The 20,071-nt window shown below is 55.1% G+C and carries 22 protein-coding genes; 14 read left to right on the top strand and 8 right to left on the bottom strand.

Annotated elements, in window-relative coordinates; translation table 11 throughout:
* Positions 1–955 (top strand): voltage-gated ClC-type chloride channel ClcB (gene clcB, locus DD606_RS19975; RefSeq protein WP_129259029.1); only part of this gene is annotated, 955 nt, incomplete at its 5' end.
* Here clcB and bioD read toward each other — a convergent pair.
* From bioD to DD606_RS19960, 3 genes are all read right to left on the bottom strand, one after another.
* Positions 890–1,585 carry a dethiobiotin synthase gene (gene bioD / locus DD606_RS19970; RefSeq protein WP_015570628.1) on the bottom strand — a complete coding sequence of 232 codons (696 nt, stop codon included), beginning with the start codon at positions 1,583–1,585 and terminating at the stop codon, positions 890–892. The two genes, clcB and bioD, sit on opposite strands and share 66 nt — an antisense overlap.
* A 129-nt stretch (positions 1,586–1,714) precedes the next feature.
* Positions 1,715–2,935: a sugar metabolism global transcriptional regulator Mlc gene (gene mlc / locus DD606_RS19965; RefSeq protein WP_032658277.1), complete on the bottom strand. Its 1,221-nt coding sequence runs from the start codon at positions 2,933–2,935 to the stop codon at positions 1,715–1,717.
* Positions 2,936–3,056: 121 nt separating this feature from the next.
* On the bottom strand, positions 3,057–3,962 hold the full coding sequence (locus DD606_RS19960) for a LysR family transcriptional regulator (RefSeq protein WP_063854971.1): 906 nt from the start codon (positions 3,960–3,962) through the stop codon (positions 3,057–3,059).
* A gap of 121 nt (positions 3,963–4,083) precedes the next feature.
* On the opposite strand from DD606_RS19960, the gene DD606_RS19955 reads away from it, so the two are divergent.
* Complete coding sequence (locus tag DD606_RS19955; RefSeq protein ID WP_017384556.1) at positions 4,084–5,337, top strand: MFS transporter; 1,254 nt, start codon at positions 4,084–4,086, stop codon at positions 5,335–5,337.
* A gap of 73 nt (positions 5,338–5,410) precedes the next feature.
* Here the strand turns inward: DD606_RS19955 and DD606_RS19950 are convergent, their stop codons facing one another.
* Positions 5,411–6,001, bottom strand: coding sequence for a hypothetical protein (locus DD606_RS19950; protein WP_123922060.1), 591 nt, complete (start codon positions 5,999–6,001; stop codon positions 5,411–5,413).
* 264 nt (positions 6,002–6,265) lie between these two features.
* Between DD606_RS19950 and DD606_RS19945 the strand changes: the two genes are divergently transcribed.
* The 3 genes from DD606_RS19945 (at position 6,266) to DD606_RS19930 (ending at position 9,309) form a co-directional block, all read left to right on the top strand.
* Entirely contained in the window at positions 6,266–7,753 is a 1,488-nt protein-coding gene (locus tag DD606_RS19945) for a carboxypeptidase M32 (protein ID WP_049126066.1), read from the top strand.
* Positions 7,754–7,902: 149 nt separating this feature from the next.
* Positions 7,903–8,208, top strand: a complete 306-nt coding sequence (asr, locus tag DD606_RS19940) for an acid resistance repetitive basic protein Asr (protein ID WP_003857459.1) — start codon at positions 7,903–7,905, stop codon at positions 8,206–8,208.
* 279 nt (positions 8,209–8,487) lie between these two features.
* Positions 8,488–9,309, top strand: coding sequence for a serine protease (locus DD606_RS19930; protein ID WP_003857461.1), 822 nt, complete (start codon positions 8,488–8,490; stop codon positions 9,307–9,309).
* Positions 9,310–9,314: 5 nt separating this feature from the next.
* Here the strand turns inward: DD606_RS19930 and mdtI are convergent, their stop codons facing one another.
* Complete coding sequence (gene mdtI / locus DD606_RS19925) at positions 9,315–9,644, bottom strand: multidrug/spermidine efflux SMR transporter subunit MdtI (protein ID WP_003857463.1); 330 nt, start codon at positions 9,642–9,644, stop codon at positions 9,315–9,317.
* Entirely contained in the window at positions 9,631–9,993 is a 363-nt protein-coding gene (mdtJ, locus tag DD606_RS19920; RefSeq protein WP_003857465.1) for a multidrug/spermidine efflux SMR transporter subunit MdtJ, read from the bottom strand. The genes mdtI and mdtJ overlap by 14 nt, the downstream gene beginning before the upstream one ends.
* A gap of 421 nt (positions 9,994–10,414) precedes the next feature.
* Between mdtJ and DD606_RS19915 the strand changes: the two genes are divergently transcribed.
* Positions 10,415–11,455, top strand: coding sequence for an AI-2E family transporter (locus DD606_RS19915; RefSeq protein WP_003857467.1), 1,041 nt, complete (start codon positions 10,415–10,417; stop codon positions 11,453–11,455).
* On the opposite strand, the gene DD606_RS19910 is transcribed toward DD606_RS19915, so the two are convergent.
* Together DD606_RS19910 and DD606_RS19905 are read right to left on the bottom strand one after the other, a co-directional pair.
* Positions 11,452–12,399 carry a zinc-dependent alcohol dehydrogenase family protein gene (locus DD606_RS19910; RefSeq protein WP_017384558.1) on the bottom strand — a complete coding sequence of 316 codons (948 nt, stop codon included), beginning with the start codon at positions 12,397–12,399 and terminating at the stop codon, positions 11,452–11,454. The genes DD606_RS19915 and DD606_RS19910 overlap by 4 nt on opposite strands.
* Complete coding sequence (locus tag DD606_RS19905) at positions 12,392–13,426, bottom strand: LLM class flavin-dependent oxidoreductase (RefSeq protein WP_032609085.1); 1,035 nt, start codon at positions 13,424–13,426, stop codon at positions 12,392–12,394. The genes DD606_RS19910 and DD606_RS19905 overlap by 8 nt, the downstream gene beginning before the upstream one ends.
* A gap of 207 nt (positions 13,427–13,633) precedes the next feature.
* On the opposite strand from DD606_RS19905, the gene yajD reads away from it, so the two are divergent.
* The 8 genes from yajD to pqqE all read left to right on the top strand — a co-directional run bounded on the left by yajD (position 13,634) and on the right by pqqE (position 19,980).
* A complete protein-coding gene (gene yajD / locus DD606_RS19900) occupies positions 13,634–13,981 on the top strand; it encodes an HNH nuclease YajD (protein WP_003857471.1) in 348 nt (115 codons plus the stop codon).
* A 259-nt stretch (positions 13,982–14,240) separates the two neighbouring features.
* On the top strand, positions 14,241–15,506 hold the full coding sequence (locus DD606_RS19895; RefSeq protein WP_003857473.1) for a Y-family DNA polymerase: 1,266 nt from the start codon (positions 14,241–14,243) through the stop codon (positions 15,504–15,506).
* A gap of 104 nt (positions 15,507–15,610) precedes the next feature.
* On the top strand, positions 15,611–16,630 hold the full coding sequence (locus DD606_RS19890; RefSeq protein ID WP_129259027.1) for a dipeptidase: 1,020 nt from the start codon (positions 15,611–15,613) through the stop codon (positions 16,628–16,630).
* A 137-nt stretch (positions 16,631–16,767) separates the two neighbouring features.
* Positions 16,768–16,839 (top strand): pyrroloquinoline quinone precursor peptide PqqA, encoded by a 72-nt coding sequence (gene pqqA / locus DD606_RS19885; protein WP_002905689.1) that lies wholly within the window; start codon positions 16,768–16,770, stop codon positions 16,837–16,839.
* A gap of 55 nt (positions 16,840–16,894) precedes the next feature.
* On the top strand, positions 16,895–17,812 hold the full coding sequence (pqqB, locus tag DD606_RS19880; RefSeq protein WP_003857504.1) for a pyrroloquinoline quinone biosynthesis protein PqqB: 918 nt from the start codon (positions 16,895–16,897) through the stop codon (positions 17,810–17,812).
* 2 nt (positions 17,813–17,814) lie between these two features.
* The gene (pqqC, locus tag DD606_RS19875) at positions 17,815–18,570 is read left to right on the top strand and encodes a pyrroloquinoline-quinone synthase PqqC (protein ID WP_003857506.1); all 756 of its coding nucleotides are present in this window, start codon (positions 17,815–17,817) and stop codon (positions 18,568–18,570) included.
* A 2-nt stretch (positions 18,571–18,572) separates the two neighbouring features.
* On the top strand, positions 18,573–18,851 hold the full coding sequence (gene pqqD, locus DD606_RS19870; protein ID WP_022651047.1) for a pyrroloquinoline quinone biosynthesis peptide chaperone PqqD: 279 nt from the start codon (positions 18,573–18,575) through the stop codon (positions 18,849–18,851).
* Positions 18,838–19,980 (top strand): pyrroloquinoline quinone biosynthesis protein PqqE, encoded by a 1,143-nt coding sequence (gene pqqE / locus DD606_RS19865; RefSeq protein WP_023324563.1) that lies wholly within the window; start codon positions 18,838–18,840, stop codon positions 19,978–19,980. The genes pqqD and pqqE overlap by 14 nt, the downstream gene beginning before the upstream one ends.
* The last annotated feature ends 91 nt before the right edge of the window (positions 19,981–20,071 follow it).

Raw genomic sequence — 20,071 nt, 5'->3', positions numbered from 1 at the left:
GTCGTTGCTGGTGGTCGCCAGCGGCAGCGCCATCGGCCGTGAAGGTGCCATGATCCTGCTCGCCGCCCTCGCCGCCTCCTTTTTTGCACAACGTTGTACGCCAAAATCCGAATGGAAACTGTGGATCGCCTGCGGTGCCGCCGCCGGGATGGCCAGCGCCTATCATGCGCCGCTGGCGGGCAGCCTGTTTATCGCAGAGATCCTGTTTGGCACGCTGATGCTGGCCTCCCTCGGCCCGGTGGTGATTGCCGCTGTAGTGGCCCTGCTGACCACCCGCCTGTTAAGTCCCGGCGCGAATACGCTATATGATGTCCATCTCAGCGAGATGCTTACGGCGGTGGATTATTTCCTGATCGTTGGCGTGGGCCTGCTGGCTGGCGTTTGCGGCCCGCTGCTGATGTGGCTGATGGCGGCCAGCCACAGGCTGTTTCTGCGTCTCAAACTCTCACCGCCGTGGCAGCTGGCGCTGGGTGGTCTGATCGTCGGGCTGCTGTCGCTGCTGACGCCAAAAGTATGGGGGAATGGCTATAGCGTGGTTCAGGCGTTTTTGCAGTCGCCGCCGCTGCTGTCGGTGATTGCTGGCGTCTTTATTTGCAAGCTGCTGGCGGTACTGGCAAGCAGCGGGTCCGGCGCGCCGGGAGGCGTGTTCACGCCAACCTTGTTCGTTGGTATGGCAACGGGAATGCTGTTTGCGCAGATCTTTGCGCTGTGGTTTCCTGGCTCTGAGACGGCGATCCTGCTTGGGCTGGCGGGAATGGCGACGCTGCTCGCCGCCACAACGCATGCGCCAATCATGTCGGCCTTGATGGTCTGTGAGATGACCGGGCAGTATTTTTTACTTCCCGGTTTGCTGGTTGCCTGTGTTGTGGCGTCGGTATTGTCGAGAACGCTACGCCACGACTCGATCTACGGCCAGCATACCGCCGAAAGCCGAGAGATCGATATAGTGCGCTAATTCGCGCTGCTCTGCGCGGGGCAGATAAGGCAGTTCGCCTACCAGCGGGCCAGGCAGCTTTTTGCTCAGCACGTCGATGATTTCAGCGTAGTGCGCAAGGCCCGGGTTAATACGATTCGCCACCCAACCAATCAGCGGCAGGCCGTCATTAGCGATAGCCTGCGCCGTCAGCAAGGCATGGTTGATGCACCCTTCCTGGATGCCCACGACCATAATCACCGGCAATTGCTCCTGCACCACCCATTCGGAAAGGGGACGTAAATCGTTCATCAGGCTGCGCCAGCCACCGGTCCCTTCAACGACAACGTGGTCAACCTTTTCACTCAGATTTGCCAGGCCATCAGAAAGCAGGCTGTAGTTGATAAGCCCACTGTGAGCGACGCTGCTTTCCTCTTCGCTTAACGCGATAGGATTGACGGCATCATAAGGCAGTTCCAGAGACGAGACGCTTTGCAGAACCAGGGCGTCCTTATTGCGCAGCCCTTCTGGCGTCTCTTTACTGCCTTTTGCAACCGGCTTGTATCCTGCAACGCGTTTACCGCTTGCCGCCAGGGCCTGGAGTAACGCGCGGGATACGACTGTCTTCCCGACAGACGTATCCGTACCAGTAATAAAGAAACGCTTAAGCATGACTCATTCCACCTCTTGGGTATGCTTCAAAATATAAACCAGGTAAATAATTCAGTGGGGAAAGTCTACGGGATGCGTGCGCTACCGGGCTTGAGATAGCGCAATTTTTCGTACATCTCTGGAAAAGAGTTAGCCCTGTAGCAAACGAATCAGTAACGAGCCGTTGTACATCGCATCTTTTACCAGCGCGGCGCCGGCCATCGTGCCCTGGTTGGAAAATTGCGTACTTTCGACCACGATGTTTTTACTGTACGCGGGAAGCGCCTGCTGATTGATGCAGGCGGAAATCGCCGGAAAGAGGATATCCGCCGCCTGGCTGAGCGGGGAGCCGATCAGTATTTTTTGCGGGTTAAACAGATTCACCATAATGGCCAGAATGCGCCCGACATTATTGCCCACGCCGGTAATAATGTCCTTCGCCAGCAGATCGCCCTGCCTTGCCGCAGCGCACAGTGCCTCGACGCTTAACGGTTGACCGTGCAGCGTGGAGCTCATCGACTGGCTGAGCCGCACTTGCGCCAGCTCCAGCACGCTTTCGACGCTGGCAATCGTCTCCAGACAGCCATGGTTACCGCAGTAGCAGCGTTTTCCGTACGGATCGACCTGCGTATGGCCGATCTCCACCAGGCTACTGCTGCCAGCATGCAACAGACGCCCGTCGGTAATCACACCAGCGCCAACGTTATGATCAATCACCACCTGAATCACGTCGCGCGCGCCCCGGGAAGCGCCAAACAACGCCTCCGCCATCGTCCAGGCGCTGATATCATGCTGAATATAGACCGGTACACCGGTGTGGTTTTCCAGCACGTCGCCCAGCGGCATCTCTTTGACGTTTTCATAAAACGGCATGCGGTGCACAATGCCATTTTCGGTATCAATAATTCCCGGCAGGGTGATCGCAATCGCCGTTAAACGTTCAAGACGCTGCTGGTGACGAATAAAGAACTGGTCGATGTGGGTCAGAATGGCATCGAGAAGTGGTTGCTCTGCATCGAGCGGGAGTTCCAGCCGGTCTTCCACCACCAGCTTGCTGCTGAGGTCGCGCAGCGCGAGGAAGATTTCCCCGCGGCTAATCCGCAGCGACAGGTAGTGCCAGGCTTCCGTTTCCACCACCAGCCCTACCGCCGGACGGCCACGACTGCCCGGCTCCTGAATTTCTGTCTCCTGAACCAGATGGGCTTCCAGCATTTCGCGGACAATCTTGGTAATACTGGCGGGTGCCAGTTGTGCCAGGCGCGAAAGATCGATACGCGAAACCGGACCAAGCTGATCAATCAGGCGATAAACGGCGCCCGCGTTGGTCTGCTTGATCTGATCGATATGCCCTGGCTGACTATCAGCAACCACCTCGTACTCCCTTATTTTCGAGCTTCGAAATAAACTGAGGGCTATGGTGAAGCACTTCAATGGCTGACGTCAAATTTTTACTTAGCCATGTGATTTACTGCACATTTTCGCCCACTTTTCCCTATAAATAACGCCCGCGAGAAGCGGTAATTAATTGTTCTTTGAAACGCTGTGCCGCATGGCTCTGTTCATGATGTTTAGACCACACCAGCCACATCTCTGAGACTGCATCCTGCTCGGCTATCTTCACCCAGCGCATTTCCGGCAATTGTACCCGTTTAAACGAGGCCGGGAGAATCGACACGCCAAGCCCTGCGGCAACGAGACCAATGATCGTCATGGCTTCCCCCACCTCCTGCGCGATAGTCGGGACAAGGCCATATCGCCGCATCAAACCAAGAATATCGTCATACAACCCGGTTCCCACCTGTGGGTCAAAAAAGACAAATGGCTCTTTCGCCAGTTCAGCCAGCGTGACGCTGTGCTGCGCGGCGAGCGGATGATCCCGGGGGATCATCGCCATCAGCGGTTCGCGCAGGATCACCTGCCACGCCAGGGTATCAGGCAACTGCGTGTTACGCATCAGCCCCAGATCGAGCGTTCCTTCGTTAAGCGGCGATATCTGCTCGCGAGTATTTATTTCGCGCGTCTGAATATGCACATCCGGAAAGTTACGGCGAAACGAGGATAGCGTTTGTGAAACAGCGCTGATAAAGGGGGCCGATGAGGTAAACCCGATGCGCAGCTCTCCCGTCTCCCCGAGATAAAGCCGTTCCGCTCTGGCGGCGGCGTCCTCCACCATACTCAGGATCTGTCGGCTATCGGCAAGAAACTGTTTTCCCGCCGCCGTCAGGCTCACGCTGCGGTTGGTTCGCGCCAGCAGACGCGCCCCGACCTGCTGCTCCAGGATCTGTATCTGCTGGCTTAGCGGTGGCTGAGAGATATTCAGCCTTGCCGCCGCACGACCAAAATGCAGCTCTTCGGCGACGGCGACAAAATAGCGTAGATGGCGCAGCTCGATATTCATATTTTTAAAGTATCATTTGAGATTATTAATATATTAGACAGAATATTTACATTTTCCTACCCTAATCTTGTGGTCATACCCGTCACCAGAAACCACGGGGATGTTTAAGCAAGGATTATGTGTGAGCCGTACAACGACCGTTGATATCGCGCCGGCCAGCGACATTGATGATTTACCCGCAGCACCGCAGCCGGTTCAGTTTATTAAACGTGGTACCCCCCAGTTTATGCGCGTCACGCTGGCGCTCTTCTCAGCGGGTCTCGCCACTTTCGCCCTGCTCTACTGCGTTCAGCCGATCCTACCGGTCCTGTCGCATGAATTTGGCGTGTCGCCAGCCAGCAGCAGTATTTCGCTCTCCATTTCAACCGGGATGCTGGCGATCGGTCTGCTGTTCACCGGGCCACTTTCGGATGCCATCGGGCGTAAGCAGGTTATGGTAACGGCGTTAATGCTGGCCTCCGTGTGTACCTTGCTGTCCACCATGATGACCAGCTGGCACGGCATTCTGGTCATGCGCGCGCTGATTGGGTTATCCCTGAGCGGCGTGGCGGCGGTCGGGATGACCTATCTCAGCGAGGAGATCCACCCGAGCTTCGTGGCCTTCTCCATGGGGCTGTACATTAGCGGGAACTCTATCGGCGGGATGAGCGGACGCCTGCTCAGCGGTGTGTTTACTGATTTCTTTAACTGGCGCATTGCGCTGGCCGTTATCGGCTGCTTCGCCCTCGCTTCGGCGCTGATGTTCTGGAAAATCCTGCCGGAATCGCGCCATTTCCGCCCGACCTCCCTGCGTCCGAAAACGTTATTTATCAACTTTCGCCTGCACTGGCGCGATCAAGGGCTGCCCCGTTTGTTCCTGACCGGTTTCCTGCTGATGGGCTCGTTCGTGACGCTGTTCAACTACATTGGCTATCGTCTGATGCTTTCACCGTGGCATCTTAGCCAGGCATTAGTGGGTTTGCTCTCTGTGGCATATCTCACCGGGACATGGAGTTCGCCAAAAGCGGGCGCCATGACCGCGCGCTTCGGCCGTGGTCCGGTGATGCTGGTATCCACCGCCGTGATGCTGTTCGGACTGCTGATGACGCTTTTCTCTTCCCTGTGGCTGATTTTTGCCGGAATGCTGCTCTTCTCTGCGGGCTTCTTTGCCGCGCATTCCGTTGCCAGCAGCTGGATTGGCCCACGCGCGCGCCGCGCTAAAGGTCAGGCTTCGTCACTGTATCTGTTCAGTTACTATCTTGGTTCCAGCATAGCCGGTACGCTCGGCGGGGTGTTCTGGCATAACTACGGCTGGAACGGCGTGGGCGGATTTATCGCGCTGATGCTGTGCGCGGCACTGCTGGTGGGCGCGAGCCTGCATAAACGATTGCATTAAATTTAATTGCACTGACGATATTGCATATTACGAAAGGCCAAATTTGATGGCCTTTCTTTTTAAATGACTTAAATCAACGAGTATTATAAGCGGCAATACCTGCGCCAACAATAGCCAATACACCCACCACTGCTTTAGCCTCTTTTACATGCTGGTTATGCATTATTGCTGCTTTATTAGCATTAACCGCGTTAGGGTCCAATGTAATAACATTGCTAAAATGATTCATGCAAGCTTCATCAACAGTTCCATTGAAGGTGCCCGAAAGTACTTTATCAGTTTTATTATCTATTGATAATGACAATGCACAAATATGGGTTGCCGTAGCACTGCCATAATTTCCAGTGGTGTCAGATGTTCCAACCGCCCCCCCAGAAAAACCGTTACCATATCCCTGATAACTGGAACCACTCACCGTCACAGCATTAGTATCAGTGCTAAAAGAACCGACAGACGTTGTCCCCTGATTACTATCCCACTGATACATCGTCTGACTGCCATTGATGGGCATTGTACGTGTTGGTATCCCTAAATCAGTCATTGCTTCTGCCTTACTATGCCCAATAAGGGTAATTGTGGCATTTCTATACTGAGAAGGAACGGGTTGCATCGCGCAGCCACTTAGCAAAGGCGCTGCAATCGCGCAGAAAATAAATTTATTCATTATAAGAGTTGCCTATTAATTGACTTTGACGCATTGAATATCGCGCCAGGTAAGAATATTCCTATGCACTCTTCTATATTTGACTATGAGAGCTATTTTCAACATTCAAATAATTCACCCAATCAATATAAACAACAATATTTATTTGCGCAGATTATTCGATAACATAGAATATCAACGTCATTTGAATAAGTAACATATGTTTTAATCAGATATGAACCTCTGTATGCTCGTTATGACATTCAAACACAACCAGAGCACAGAATGAAAAATAACCATTTTTATCAATCTCTTACAAAAACCTTCCAGCGCCTCTCCCGCTTCTCTCACCTCTCCTCCATCGCCAGCTGGGACATGTTCACCATGATGCCGCCAGGCGGCAGCGCCGCGCGCGGTGAAGCGCTGGCGGAGATGAGCGTCCTGCAACATCAGATCCTGACCGATAAAAAAGTGGGTGAATGGCTGGCGGCGGCGGCAGACGAAGATCTGAACGACGTTGAGCTGGCCAACCTGCGTGAAATGACGCGCTACTACCAGCAGGCAACTTTACTGCCGGAATCGCTGGTGGAGGCCAAATCGCTGGCGGGCAGCAGGTGTGAACACGCGTGGCGCACTCAGCGTCCGGCCAACGACTGGCAGGGCTTTTCAGCCAACCTGAAAGAGGTGGTGAAACTCAGTCGTGAAGAAGCCCGCCTGCGCGCTGAGGCTAAAGGCTGCACGCCTTACGACGCGCTGCTGGATATCTTTGAACCCGACATGACCAGCGCTCGCCTGGATGTGCTGTTCGGCGATCTGAAGTCCTGGCTACCGGAGTTGCTGGCAAAGGTTGTGGAAAAACAGGCTCAACGATCGTTCGTTCCGCCACAGGGTCCCTTCCCGACCGCCACGCAGCGCGAGCTGGGCCTGGAAGCGATGAAAATGCTTGGCTTCGATTTTAACGGCGGTCGTCTGGACGTTAGCGCCCACCCGTTCTGCGGCGGCGTGCCGGAAGATGTGCGTATCACCACGCGTTACGATGAAGATGAACTGCTCAGCGCGCTTTTCGGCGTGATCCACGAAACCGGACATGCCCGCTACGAGCAAAACCTTCCGCGAGCATGGGCCGGTCAGCCCGTTGCGCTGGCGCGCTCTACGGCGATCCATGAATCCCAGAGCTTGTTCTTTGAAATGCAGCTAGGCCGCAGCGACGCTTTCCTGAAGCATCTGCTTCCGGCGGTTCATGCCCGTTTCGGCAGCCAGGCGGCATTCAGCGAAGAGAATTTCATTGCCTGGAACCAGCGCGTGAAGCCGGGCTACATCCGCGTTGATGCGGATGAAGTGAGCTATCCGGCGCATGTGGTGCTGCGCTATGAGATCGAGCGCGCGCTAATCAATGGCGAAATTGAAGTCGATGATATTCCCGCGTTATGGGATGAGAAAATGCAGGCCTGGCTTGGGTTATCCACCAAAGATAACTATCGCAACGGCTGTATGCAGGATATCCACTGGACCGACGGCGGTTTTGGCTACTTCCCGTCTTACACGCTGGGGGCAATGTATGCGGCACAGCTGTTCCATGCCGCCAAAACTGCGCTGCCCGGGTTGCAGATATCCATTGCCGGGGGCGATTTCTCAGCACTGTTTGACTGGCTGCGTCAGAATATCTGGCAGCACGGCAGCCGTTTCAGCACATCGCAGCTCATCACCCAGGCCACGGGCGAAGACCTGAATATCCGCTACTTCCGCGAACACCTGACGTCCCGCTATCTGTAACCGAACGCGCCGGGGGTCCACCCCGGCGTTGTACATACGGTTACACGCCGATACCAATCACTCACGGAAACCCCGAATTTCCAGGGATATAGTTATTTCAACGGCCCCGCAGTGGGGTTAAATGAAAAACCAAATTCGAGGGTATGAAAATGAAAAAAGTATTAGCTCTGGTTGTTGCCGCTGCTATGGGTCTGTCTTCCGCTGCATTCGCGGCTGAAACTACCGCCACCGCAGCGCCTGCGGCTTCCACCGCTGCTCCGGCCAAAACGGTTCACCATAAAAAACATCACAAAGCGGCTAAACCAGCGGCAGAACAGAAAGCGCAGGCCGCTAAAAAGCACCACAAAAAAGCGGCAAAACCAGCGGTAGAGCAGAAAGCACAGGCGGCTAAAAAGCATCACAAAAAAGCAGCAAAACACGAAGCGGCTAAACCTGCTGCACAGCCAGCAGCGTAAGAGTACAAGCTTAACCGTGCCCTTCGGGGCACGTTGGTAAACCGGCGCTGAACGGGTTTGCGGTCAGCGCCGTTTTTTTATCCGGAGGGCGTATGCTGCGGCGCTATCGGTTTGAGTTCATTCTTATCCTGCTAATTTTATGCGCGCTCATCGCCAGCCACTTTTATCTTTCCTGAATGTAGCACGCTGATTTTACTCCCACTTTCTCGCCGTCGCGTCTATAGTATTTTTATAGGGATCACTTTTAATAATCATAATTACCCCCCACCAGAGTGTGATATGCGTAAATCTGTTGTGTTGTTACTGGGAACGTTTAGCCTTTTTGCTGGCTTTTCACATGCGGATGATGGCGACGATGACGCCATTAGCGCCAAAGAGGTAAAGACGCTGTTTTTTGGTCATGACGATCGTACGCGTGTCACCGATCCTACCGAATCGCCCTGGGATGCCATCGGGCAACTGGAAACCGCCAGCGGCAATTTATGTACTGCAACCCTCATTACGCCACGCCTTGCGCTGACGGCGGGTCATTGCCTGTTAATGCCGCCTGAAGGCAAACCGGATAAAGCGATCGCCCTGCGCTTTGTGTCGCAAAAAGGAATATGGCGCTACGAAATTCACGGTATTGAGGGGCGGGTGGATCCGTCGCTTGGCAAACGCCTGAAACCGGATGGTGATGGCTGGATTGTGCCGCCCGGGGCGGCCTCCTGGGATTTCGGGCTGATCGTTTTACGTTATCCGCCGTCCGGGATCACCCCGCTGCCGCTCTTTGATGGCGATAAAGCCGCGCTCACCGCCGCCCTGAAAGCCGCCGATCGAAAAGTAACGCAGTCAGGCTACCCTGTTGATCACCTCGATTCGCTGTACACCCATACGGACTGCGTGGTGACGGGTTGGGCGCAAAACAGCGTGCTGTCGCATCAGTGCGATACGCTACCGGGTGATAGCGGATCGCCGCTGATGTTAAAAACCGATAACGGCTGGCAGCTGATTGGCGTTCAAAGTTCTGCGCCAGCGGCGAAAGACCGCTGGCGCGCCGATAACCGGGCGTTGTCGGTGACCGGTTTTCGCGACCGGCTGGAAGCCCTGGCGCAGCAGTAGGTCACTCAGGCCAGTTTAATCATGATCATGCCGGCGAGCAGTAATACCAGCCCTATCCAGCCTTTATTGTTTAAACGCTGCCCGAACATAATCCAGCCTGCCGCCAGGGTGGCGGCAATACCGAAGCCACCCCACAGCGCATAGGCCACGGACAGATCGATGCCTTTCACCGCCTGCGACAGGGCGCTAAACGCCCCCAGAACCGCGGCAATCGATAACAGGCCGTAGGCTTTGCGACGAAAACCGTCGGAAAACTTCAGAAAGACGTTCGCAATAATTTCCAGAACGATGGCGAAAGCCAGCCAGGCCGCGTGGATCCATTCAAACTGCTGCATGGGTCTGCTCCTTCTGCTGTTTTGCCGGTTTGCGTGTACCCGATTTAATCAGCACGATACCCGCGACCAGGGTCGTCAGCCCGGCAATTTTCATTGTCGTCAGGGTTTCATCAAATAACATGACGCTAAACAGCGTAATCAATAAAATACCAACACCTTCCCACAATGCGTATGCCACGCCCAGCGCGATTTTTTTAACCGCGAAAGAGAGGAAAATATAGGAAAGCGTAATCATGACCAGCATCAAAATAAAACCGGTGCTGCCATCACTCACGCTCGCCCATTTCATCGACAAGGTGCCGGTAATTTCAGCGACGATCGCCAGAGCTAATAAAATCCAGTAAAACATGTTTTTTCTCCTGCTTGAGAATATAATCCATCGAGGCTCGCTGCGGACAGCAAACCAAAAAATTGGGAATTAAATCAGTTAGCTAAGCGCATAGCGCCAGCTCAGGCAGAAGACGTGACTATAGCGCGGAACGCCAGTGTTGCTCACCAGAAAGCAGGCAGAGGGAGGTTGAAAACAGAGCAGAGTTGTTTGAAAAATACGTCCTGAACAAATTGTCCATAAAATTACAATTATCCGCGGTGTTGCTTCTCGTCTTTGCGGATGAAAATTGTCCTCGGTAGTTGAACACGCCTGATTTGTATCATAAGCCAGGAATTTACTCAAAGCCTTTTCATTTCTTTACCCAGTCTGTTTGATTTTGGTTAGTTTTTTTAATCCGCTTTCCCCTCTATTATAAATAAAAAACTGTTCAGGAACGTCCATGGCCAAACCTATTATCACCCTCAACGGGCTTAAGATCGTCATCATGCTGGGCATGCTGGTGATCATTCTGACCGGCGTTCGTTTTGCGGCCGATATCATCGTGCCTTTTATCCTGGCGCTTTTTATCGCGGTGATCCTCAATCCACTGGTGCAGCGAATGGTGCGGCTGCGCATCCCGCGTGTGCTGGCGATAAGCCTGCTTATCAGTATTATTATCGTTGCGATGGTGCTGTTAGTCGCCTATCTGGGAACCTCCCTGAACGAGCTGGCGCGGACGCTACCGACATACCGCTCTTCCCTGGCGACCCCGCTGCTGCAAATTGAACCCTGGCTGCAACGCGCGGGTATCGAAGTCTCGGTTGAGGAACTGCTTAAATATATCGATCCGAATGCCGCCATGACGATTGTCACCAGCCTGCTGGCACAACTCTCCAACGCCATGACCTCGATTTTCCTGCTGTTCCTGACGGTTGTGTTTATGCTGCTGGAAGTTCCACAGCTGCCTGCAAAGCTCCAGCACATCATGGTGCGTCCGGTAGAGGGAATGGGCGCCATTCAGCGCGCGCTCGACAGCGTTTCACGCTATCTGGTGCTGAAAACGGCCATCAGCCTGGTGACGGGATTAGTGGTCTGGGGGATGCTCGCCGCGCTGGATGTGCGTTTTGCCTTTGTCTGGGGGCTGCTGGCCTTTGCGCTCAACTATATTCCTAACATCGGCTCCGTGCTGGCGGCGATCCCCCCTATCCTTCAGGTGCTGGTTTTCAGCGGTTTGTATGATGCCCTGATTCTGCTGGCAGGCTATCTGGTGATTAACCTTGTCTTCGGGAACATTCTCGAACCACGGATAATGGGACGCGGGCTGGGGCTTTCAACCCTTGTTGTGTTCCTGTCCCTGATTTTCTGGGGCTGGCTGCTCGGGCCTGTCGGCATGCTGCTCTCCGTTCCGCTGACAATTATTGTCAAAATTGGCCTGGAGCAGACCGCCGGTGGACAAAGTATCGCTGTACTGCTGAGCGACATGAGCCATAAGGCCGATTAATTGTCCATCGACAGCATGGGCTTACCCGTTCTTCCCGCTTCGCGATAGTTGCCCACTGCCCGCTGCCATTCCGACAGCGGGTAGAGGGTGACATCGCTGCACTGGCTGGCGCGCAGTTTAGGCCAGATGCGCCGAAACTCCGCCTGCCACGCCTCAGCGCTCAGCGCGTCCAGATAGTTACGAATGTGAAACCACGCCACGCGCGGCAACGGCCGCTGCTGCCGGAAGGTCTGCCCGGAGAGTAGCCCGTAGCAGACAAAGGTGCCGGTTTCGGGCATCACGCTCAGGATCGTCTCCGCCAGACTGCCGCCCGTGGCGTCGTACACCACCTCCGCTTGCGCGGCGGCAGCGTTGACGGCGGTCGTATCATGTTGCGCAATCGGGACGATACCCATTTCAGCCAGACGTTGAGCGTGCACGGGCGAACGATGGATCCCGTAAACCGCCTCCGCACCCGCCTGGCGTGCCCATTGCCCGAGCAGAACGGCGCAGTCAGAACCGGCAGCGGTGAGCAGCACCGTTTTCCCGACCGGAGGATAGCGGTCCAGCATCATCTGTGCGGCAAGCGGGTTGATATACGCCCGCGCGGCAAGTAGCGAGTCGACGTCGTCCGGGACGGGAACCGCATACGCCGCCGGGCAGTCGACATAGCGCTGCCAGGTTCCCTGCCCCCGTAACGGCAGGACCCGCTTGCCCAGCAGCGCCGGATAAGCGGCGGGCGTTTCGGTCACTATTCCGACCCCTTCATAACCGGCTATCGCAGGCAGCGGCGTGCGATGGCGATATGCTCCGGTGATGGGGATGAGATCAGAGGCGTTCACCGGGGAAAAAAGCATGCGCACACGTATCTCTCCCGGCTGTCGCGGCGACAATGGTGTAGTTTCCGCTTGCAGTACCGATTCAGGCTCACCAAACCGGCGATACCAGAGGGCCAGATTAAGCATTGCGATCGCGCCATCCCATTTCCGGTGCGACATGTTTCAGGATGGACTCGATCACATGTGCGTTGTATTCCACGCCCAGCTGATTCGGCACGGTAAGTAACAGCGTATCCGCTTCCGCGATCGCTTCATCCTTTTTCAACTGTTCAATCAGCTTGTCTGGCTCTGCGGCATAGCTGCGTCCGAAAATGGCCCGCGTTTTCTCATCCAGATAGCCCACGCTGTCGCTCTCATTGCGGCTTGAACCGAAATACATCCGGTCGCGATCGTCCATCAGGGCAAAAATACTGCGGCTGACCGAAACGCGTGGCTGACGGGTATGCCCTGCCTCAGCCCAGGCCTGTCGGTAGGCACGGATCTGTTTTGCCTGCTGAATATGGAACGGCTCGCCGGTTTCATCATCTTTCAGCGTTGAGCTTTGCAGGTTCATCCCCAGTTTTGCCGCCCATACTGCCGTTGCATTAGAGCCAGCCCCCCACCAGATACGATCGCGTAAGCCTTCTGAATGCGGCTCCAGACGCAACAATCCCGGCGGGTTTGGGAACATCGGCTGTGGGTTAGGCTTTGCAAACCCTTCACCGCGTAATACATCAAGCAGTACCTCAGTGTGGCGGCGCGCCATATCTGATTCGTTTTCCCCTTCCTGCGGCACGTAACCAAAATAACGCCAGCCATCAATCACCTGCTCCGGGGAGCCCCGGCTGATACCAAGCTGTAATCGCCCGCCGGAGATGAGATCTGCCGCGCCAGCATCTTCCGCCATATACAGCGGATTTTCATACCGCATGTCGATCACGCCCGTCCCGATTTCGATGCGTTTGGTTTTCGCGCCTATTGCAGCCAGCAAGGGGAATGGCGAACTGAGCTGGCGGGCAAAGTGATGCACACGGAAATAAGCCCCGTCCGCGCCCAGCTCTTCGGCGGCGACCGCCAGATCGATGGACTGTAGCAGCGTGTCAGCCGCGGTTCGCGTGCCGGACTGGGGTGACGGCGTCCAGTGACCAAACGACAAAAATCCGATCTTTTTCATAGTGGAGTATCCTGATAAAGCATTGCGTTATCCCTACTCTACGCATTAACGAATGAGAATAAATGGTGATTATTTAACGGAATGCTTCAAATAAACTGACAGAAATACGCAAATCGCACGCTGCCTTCCCGCAGAGGAGGCATTCTCCTGACATCTCATAATGGGATATAGTGTGAATTATTCTCTTTTTAACAGGTAACATCAGCAATGGCTCTGATCCCCAAAAACTACGCACGGCTGGAAAGCGGCTACCGTGAAAAAGCGCTAAAAATCTACCCCTGGGTTTGTGGACGCTGCTCGCGTGAGTTTGTTTATTCAAATCTTCGTGAACTCACGGTTCACCATATCGACCACGATCACACCAATAACCCGGAAGATGGCAGTAACTGGGAGCTGTTGTGCCTGTTTTGTCACGATCACGAACACTCGAAGTACACCGAAGCGGATCAGTATGGCACCACCGTTGTCGCGGGTGAGGATGCGCAAAAAGACGTGGGTGTCGCCACGTTTAACCCCTTTGCCGATCTCAAGGCGATGATGGACAAGAAGAAGTAATATCGACGGCTTCACTGCCCATACCTGCCGTATGGGCACTTATATTCCTTAAACATTTCATTAAATACCCTTTCCGCCAGATTTGCCTCGCCGCCATTCTGGACATAACCCTCGCCCTCCTGCACCCGTACGACGTCACTCCCCGTTCCCCCTTGATCTTTGCTATCAATATACAATACTGTATATAAATACAGTATTTATTAACGGTGATCATAATGCAGTTTTTCACCCCACCTGGCGATACCAGAGCGAGCTGACCATGTTTGCACTGTGTGATGTGAACGCTTTCTATGCTTCCTGTGAAACGGTTTTTCGCCCGGACCTGAAGGGACGACCGGTGGTCGTGTTGTCCAATAACGATGGGTGCGTCATCTCTCGCTCCGCTGAAGCCAAACCCTTTGTGAAAATGGGTGAACCGTACTTCAAACAGAAAGATCGCTTCAGGCATCATGGCGTGGTTTGTTTCAGCAGTAATTATGAACTTTACGCGGATATGTCCAACCGGGTAATGAACACGCTTGAAGAGATGTCGCCTCGTAGCGAAATATACTCCATTGATGAGATCTTTTGCGATCTTACCGGGGTGCGTAATTGTCGCGATCTTTCCGATTTTGGGCATGAAATGAGAGCGACCGTACTGCAACGCACCCATCTGACCGTCGGGGTGGGCATCGCACCCACAAAGACGCTGGCGAAACTGGCAAATCACGCGGCAAAACGCTGGCAGCGCCAGACGGGAGGCGTTGTTGATTTATCCAATGTGGATCGTCAGAGAAAGCTGATGGCGGCGCTACCCGTCGAAGACGTTTGGGGTGTAGGACGTCGCATAGCGAAGAAGCTTGAGATGATGGGGATTAAGACCGTCCTGCAACTGGCAGACACCGATATCCGGTTCATAAGAAAACATTTCAATGTCGTGCTGGAGAGAACGGTGCGTGAATTACGGGGCGAACCGTGTCTTGAACTGGAAGAGTTTGCCCCGGTAAAGCAAGAAATCGTCTGTTCGCGCTCGTTTGGCGAACGCATCACCGAATATGACGATGTACGCCAGGCCATCTGTAGTTATGCCGCCCGGGCAGCAGAAAAACTTCGCAATGAGCATCAGCATTGCCGCTTTATCTCCGTATTTGTTAAAACCTCGCCCTTCGCGCTTAACGAGCCATATTATGGCAATAGCGCGTCGGTAAAACTGCTCACCCCAACCCAGGATAGCCGGGATATTATCGGCGCATCAGTTCGTTGTCTGGATGCGGTCTGGAAGAACGGCCATCGGTACCAGAAAGCCGGAGTGATGCTGGGAGATTTTTATAGCCAGGGCGTCGCGCAACTTAATCTGTTTGACGACAACGCCCCCAGGAAAAACAGCCAAAAGTTAATGGATGTATTAGACCATCTGAATGCTGAAAATGGCCGTGGCACGCTTTACTTCGCGGGACAGGGTATACAGCAGCCGTGGCAGATGAAACGGGAAATGCTTTCACCCCGCTACACCACCCGCTTTGCGGATCTCCTCACTGTTAAGTGATATTAACAATTGCTGCTAAGTTGTAATTTTCCCCTTGCCGGACCGGACAAATCGGTTATCGTGCCAGGCAACTTTCGCAGCAATAAAAGACAGTGGGATGCGCTATGGCGATTTTTGATGGTCACAATGACCTGTTGCTTAATTTATGGCTTCACCATCGCCAGGATCCGGTAACGGCCTTCTTCTCCGGCATTGAGAAGGGACATCTCGATTATCCACGCATGCAGCAAGGCGGATTTTCCGGCGGGCTGTTCGCGCTGTTCGTGCCGCCGCAGGAGTATATCGCCCGCATGGCGCCACAATACGCCAGCGAGCCGTGGCAGCCGGTCGACATTCTCTGGCAGCAGCTGACGATCCTTAAGCAGCTTGTCGCCCACTCCGATGGCCGGGCGCGATTGTGCCTGAGCGCGGCGGATATCGAACGCTGCCGTCAGGATAAAGTGCTGGCGATGGTGGCGCATATTGAGGGCGCGGGCGGTTTTGACGGCGAGGGAGACGATCTACAGGCTTTCTATACCGCCGGGGTGCGCAGCATTGGGCCTTTCTGGAACATTGCTAACCGTTTTGGCACCGGCATTAACGGGGCGTTTCCCGGCAGCCCGGACAGCGGCCCAGGGCTTACCGCAGAGGGTATCGCCCTCATTAAGCACGCTAACGCCCTGAACATGCTGATTGACGTTTCGCATATGAATGAAAAGGCGTTCTGGGATACCGCTCGTCATTCCTCATCACCGCTGGTCGCCACCCACTCCAACGCCCATACGCTGTGCCCGCAACCGCGCAATCTGACCGATCGGCAGCTGCTGGCTATCCGCGACAGCGGCGGCGTGGCTGGCGTCAATTTCGGCAACGCGTTTCTGCGCGCCGACGGTAAACGCGATAGCGATACCCCGCTGAGTACGATTGTTCGCCATATCGACTATCTTATTAACATCATGGGTGACGATCATGTCGCGCTGGGCTCCGATTTTGACGGCATTACGTTGCCTGATGACCTACAAGATGTGAGTGGTTTACCACGGCTAATCAGCGCGTTGCGTGACAGCGGCTATGATCAATTTGTGCTGAATAAGCTGCTGTGGGGTAACTGGCAAAAGGTATTGCAAAATGTTTGGCAACAATAGGTTACGTTGTAAACATTAAGTTAATTCCTTACATCTTTCGGGTTGAGCTTTGCCCTCCAGTGACGCATTATTTGATGACCATCACAAAACTGGCACAAACAATGGCGTTGGTGCTGAATTTTAAAGAGGAAAAAACGATGTGGAAGAAACCTGCTTTTATTGATTTACGTCTTGGCCTGGAAGTGACCCTGTACATTTCCAACCGCTAATCGCTCTGCCCGCCATCCGTGCGGGCATTTTTGTTTGACTACCTGGCCCATCTTCATGTTTATTAAAGTCCTCGGTTCCGCCGCTGGCGGTGGTTTCCCCCAGTGGAACTGTAACTGCGCCAACTGTCAGGGTTTGCGCGACGGTACCCTTCAGGCGACCCCTCGCACCCAGTCGTCGATCATCGTCAGCGATAACGGCAAAGAGTGGGTGCTGTGTAACGCCTCCCCCGATATCAGCCAGCAGATTGCCCATACGCCAGAACTGAATAAGAAAGAGGTTCTGCGCGGCACGCATATTGGCGGCATTATTCTCACCGATAGCCAGATTGACCACACCACCGGGCTGCTCAGCCTGCGCGAGGGGTGCCCGCATCAGGTATGGTGTACGCCGGAGGTGCATGAAGATCTTTCCAGCGGATTCCCGATTTTTACCATGCTCCGGCACTGGAACGGCGGCCTGATTCATCACCCGATCGCGCCGCTCACCGCCTTTAGCGTGGAAGCCTGCCCTGATTTGCAGTTTACCGCTGTCCCCATCGCCAGTAACGCGCCGCCCTATTCGCCGTGGCGCGACCGCCCGCTGCCGGGGCATAACGTGGCGCTGTTTATCGAAAACCGCCGCAACGGTCAGACGCTGTTCTACGCACCGGGTCTCGGTGAACCCGATGACGCCATCCTGCCGTGGCTTAAAAAAGCGGACTGTCTGCTGATTGACGGCACCGTCTGGCAGGACGATGAACTCCAGGCCACCGGCGTCGGGCGCAATACCGGCCGCGACATGGGCCATCTGGCGCTCGGCGATGAACACGGCATGATGGCGCTGCTGGCCTCGCTGCCGGCAAAGCGCAAGATTCTGATCCACATTAATAACACCAACCCGATCCTTAACGAGCAGTCGCCGCAGCGTCACGCCCTCGCGCAGCAGGGAATAGAAGTGAGCTGGGACGGGATGAACATCACGCTTCAGGACTAACTATGCACATTCGCGAAACGCTCTCGCCGCAAGAGTTTGAGCACGCCCTTCGGGCGAAAGGCGCCTACTATCATATTCACCATCCGTACCATATCGCGATGCATAACGGCGAGGCCAGCCGCGAGCAGATCCAGGGCTGGGTGGCGAACCGGTTTTACTACCAGACGACGATCCCACTGAAAGACGCGGCAATTATGGCGAACTGCCCGGATCCGCACACGCGTCGCAAATGGGTGCAGCGGATCCTCGATCACGACGGCAGCAACGGTCATGACGGCGGTATCGAAGCCTGGCTACAGCTGGGCGAAGCCGTGGGGCTCAGCCGCGAGGACTTAATCAGCGAACGCCACGTGCTGCCCGGCGTCCGTTTCGCCGTCGACGCTTACGTTAACTTCGCCCGCCGCGCCAACTGGCAGGAGGCTGCATGCAGTTCGCTCACCGAACTGTTCGCCCCGCAAATCCATCAGTCGCGTCTCGACAGCTGGCCACAGCACTACCCGTGGATCAAAGAGGAAGGCTATTTTTATTTCCGCAGCCGCCTCAGCCAGGCCAGCCGCGACGTTGAACATGGTCTGGAGCTGGCGAAGCGTTATTGCGATAGCGCGGAAAAGCAGAATCGGATGCTGGAGATCCTTCAGTTCAAACTCGATATCCTGTGGTCGATGCTCGACGCGATGACCATGGCCTACGCGCTACAGCGTCCGCCTTATCACACGGTCACCGACAAAGCGGCCTGGCACACAACCCGACTGGTATAAGCATGCAAAAAAACTCCATCGTCGCCTTTCGTCGCGGCTATCGCCTGCAATGGGAAGCCGCTCAGGACAGCCATGTCATCCTCTATCCGGAAGGCATGGCTAAACTCAATGAGACCGCCGCCGCGATCCTCGAACTGGTCGATGGCCAACGCGACGCGGCGGCCATCATTGCCATACTCAACGAACGGTTCCCGGAAGCCGGCGGCGTGGATGACGACGTCGTAGAATTCCTGCAAATCGCTTATCAACAGAAGTGGGTTATTTTCCGTGAGCCAGAATAAACCTGCCGTCAATCCACCGCTGTGGCTGCTGGCGGAGCTGACCTATCGCTGTCCGCTACAGTGTCCTTACTGCTCTAACCCGCTGGACTTCGCCCGGCAGGATCAGGAGCTGACCACCGAACAGTGGATTGAGGTTTTCCGCCAGGCGCGGGCGATGGGCAGCGTGCAGATAGGTTTTTCCGGCGGCGAACCGTTGACGCGTAAAGATCTGCCGGAGCTGATCCGCGCCGCCCGCGATCTCGGTTTTTATACCAACCTGATCACCTCGGGAATTGGCCTGACGGAAAGCAAGCTCGACGCATTCAGCGAGGCCGGTCTGGACCATATCCAGATTAGCTTCCAGGCCAGCGATGAAGTGCTCAACGCTGCGCTGGCGGGGAATAAAAAAGCCTTCCAGCAGAAGCTGGCGATGGCCAAAGCGGTTAAAGCGCGCGATTACCCGATGGTGCTGAATTTCGTCCTGCACCGGCATAATATCGATCAGATCGATAAAATCATCGAACTGTGCATCGAGCTGGACGCCGACGACGTCGAACTTGCCACCTGCCAGTTCTACGGTTGGGCGTTCCTTAATCGTCAGGGGCTTCTGCCGACGCGGGAACAGATTGCCCACGCGGAACGCGTGGTTGCCGAATATCGGCAAAAAATGGCCGCCAGCGGCAATCTGACCAACCTGCTGTTTGTCACTCCCGATTATTACGAGGAGCGGCCCAAAGGCTGCATGGGCGGCTGGGGGTCGATTTTCCTCAGCGTGACCCCGGAAGGCACGGCGCTGCCCTGCCACAGCGCGCGCCAGCTGCCGGTGGAATTCCCCTCGGTGCTTGAGCAGAGCCTGGAATCCATCTGGTATGACTCTTTCGGCTTCAACCGCTATCGCGGATTTGACTGGATGCCGGAGCCGTGCCGCTCCTGCGATGAAAAAGAGAAAGACTTCGGCGGCTGCCGCTGCCAGGCCTTTATGCTCACCGGGAATGCGGATAACGCCGATCCGGTGTGCAGCAAATCGCCGCATCATCATAAAATCCTCGAGGCGCGACGCGAAGCAGCCTGTAGTGATATGAAGATCGGTCAGCTTCAGTTTCGCAACCGAACCCGTTCTCAGCTTATCTATAAAACCCGGGAACTGTAACGATAATGACCATCCGCATCGTGGAACTGGCAGGCGGTTTACGCGCAACGCTGGTGCATCAGCCGCAGGCGACACGCGCGGCGGCGCTGGC

Source organism: Enterobacter cloacae complex sp. GF14B (assembly GCF_004136805.1).
In the GTDB taxonomy this organism is placed as follows: domain Bacteria; phylum Pseudomonadota; class Gammaproteobacteria; order Enterobacterales; family Enterobacteriaceae; genus Enterobacter; species Enterobacter hormaechei_C.
Note: the sequence above shows the minus strand (reverse complement) of the source record. Positions and strands in the feature narration are given on the sequence as shown.

What these genes read in the sequence shown, in the direction of transcription:
- bioD (WP_015570628.1), bottom strand. Translation starts at nt 1,585, where the DNA reads ATGCTTAAGCGTTTCTTTATTACTGGTACGGATACGTCTGTCGGGAAG.
- DD606_RS19960 (WP_063854971.1), bottom strand. Translation starts at nt 3,962, where the DNA reads ATGAATATCGAGCTGCGCCATCTACGCTATTTTGTCGCCGTCGCCGAA.
- DD606_RS19950 (WP_123922060.1), bottom strand. Translation starts at nt 6,001, where the DNA reads ATGAATAAATTTATTTTCTGCGCGATTGCAGCGCCTTTGCTAAGTGGC.
- DD606_RS19945 (WP_049126066.1), top strand. Translation starts at nt 6,266, where the DNA reads ATGAAAAATAACCATTTTTATCAATCTCTTACAAAAACCTTCCAGCGC.
- asr (WP_003857459.1), top strand. Translation starts at nt 7,903, where the DNA reads ATGAAAAAAGTATTAGCTCTGGTTGTTGCCGCTGCTATGGGTCTGTCT.
- DD606_RS19930 (WP_003857461.1), top strand. Translation starts at nt 8,488, where the DNA reads ATGCGTAAATCTGTTGTGTTGTTACTGGGAACGTTTAGCCTTTTTGCT.
- mdtI (WP_003857463.1), bottom strand. Translation starts at nt 9,644, where the DNA reads ATGCAGCAGTTTGAATGGATCCACGCGGCCTGGCTGGCTTTCGCCATC.
- mdtJ (WP_003857465.1), bottom strand. Translation starts at nt 9,993, where the DNA reads ATGTTTTACTGGATTTTATTAGCTCTGGCGATCGTCGCTGAAATTACC.
- DD606_RS19915 (WP_003857467.1), top strand. Translation starts at nt 10,415, where the DNA reads ATGGCCAAACCTATTATCACCCTCAACGGGCTTAAGATCGTCATCATG.
- DD606_RS19910 (WP_017384558.1), bottom strand. Translation starts at nt 12,399, where the DNA reads ATGCTTAATCTGGCCCTCTGGTATCGCCGGTTTGGTGAGCCTGAATCG.
- DD606_RS19905 (WP_032609085.1), bottom strand. Translation starts at nt 13,426, where the DNA reads ATGAAAAAGATCGGATTTTTGTCGTTTGGTCACTGGACGCCGTCACCC.
- yajD (WP_003857471.1), top strand. Translation starts at nt 13,634, where the DNA reads ATGGCTCTGATCCCCAAAAACTACGCACGGCTGGAAAGCGGCTACCGT.
- DD606_RS19895 (WP_003857473.1), top strand. Translation starts at nt 14,241, where the DNA reads ATGTTTGCACTGTGTGATGTGAACGCTTTCTATGCTTCCTGTGAAACG.
- DD606_RS19890 (WP_129259027.1), top strand. Translation starts at nt 15,611, where the DNA reads ATGGCGATTTTTGATGGTCACAATGACCTGTTGCTTAATTTATGGCTT.
- pqqB (WP_003857504.1), top strand. Translation starts at nt 16,895, where the DNA reads ATGTTTATTAAAGTCCTCGGTTCCGCCGCTGGCGGTGGTTTCCCCCAG.
- pqqC (WP_003857506.1), top strand. Translation starts at nt 17,815, where the DNA reads ATGCACATTCGCGAAACGCTCTCGCCGCAAGAGTTTGAGCACGCCCTT.
- pqqD (WP_022651047.1), top strand. Translation starts at nt 18,573, where the DNA reads ATGCAAAAAAACTCCATCGTCGCCTTTCGTCGCGGCTATCGCCTGCAA.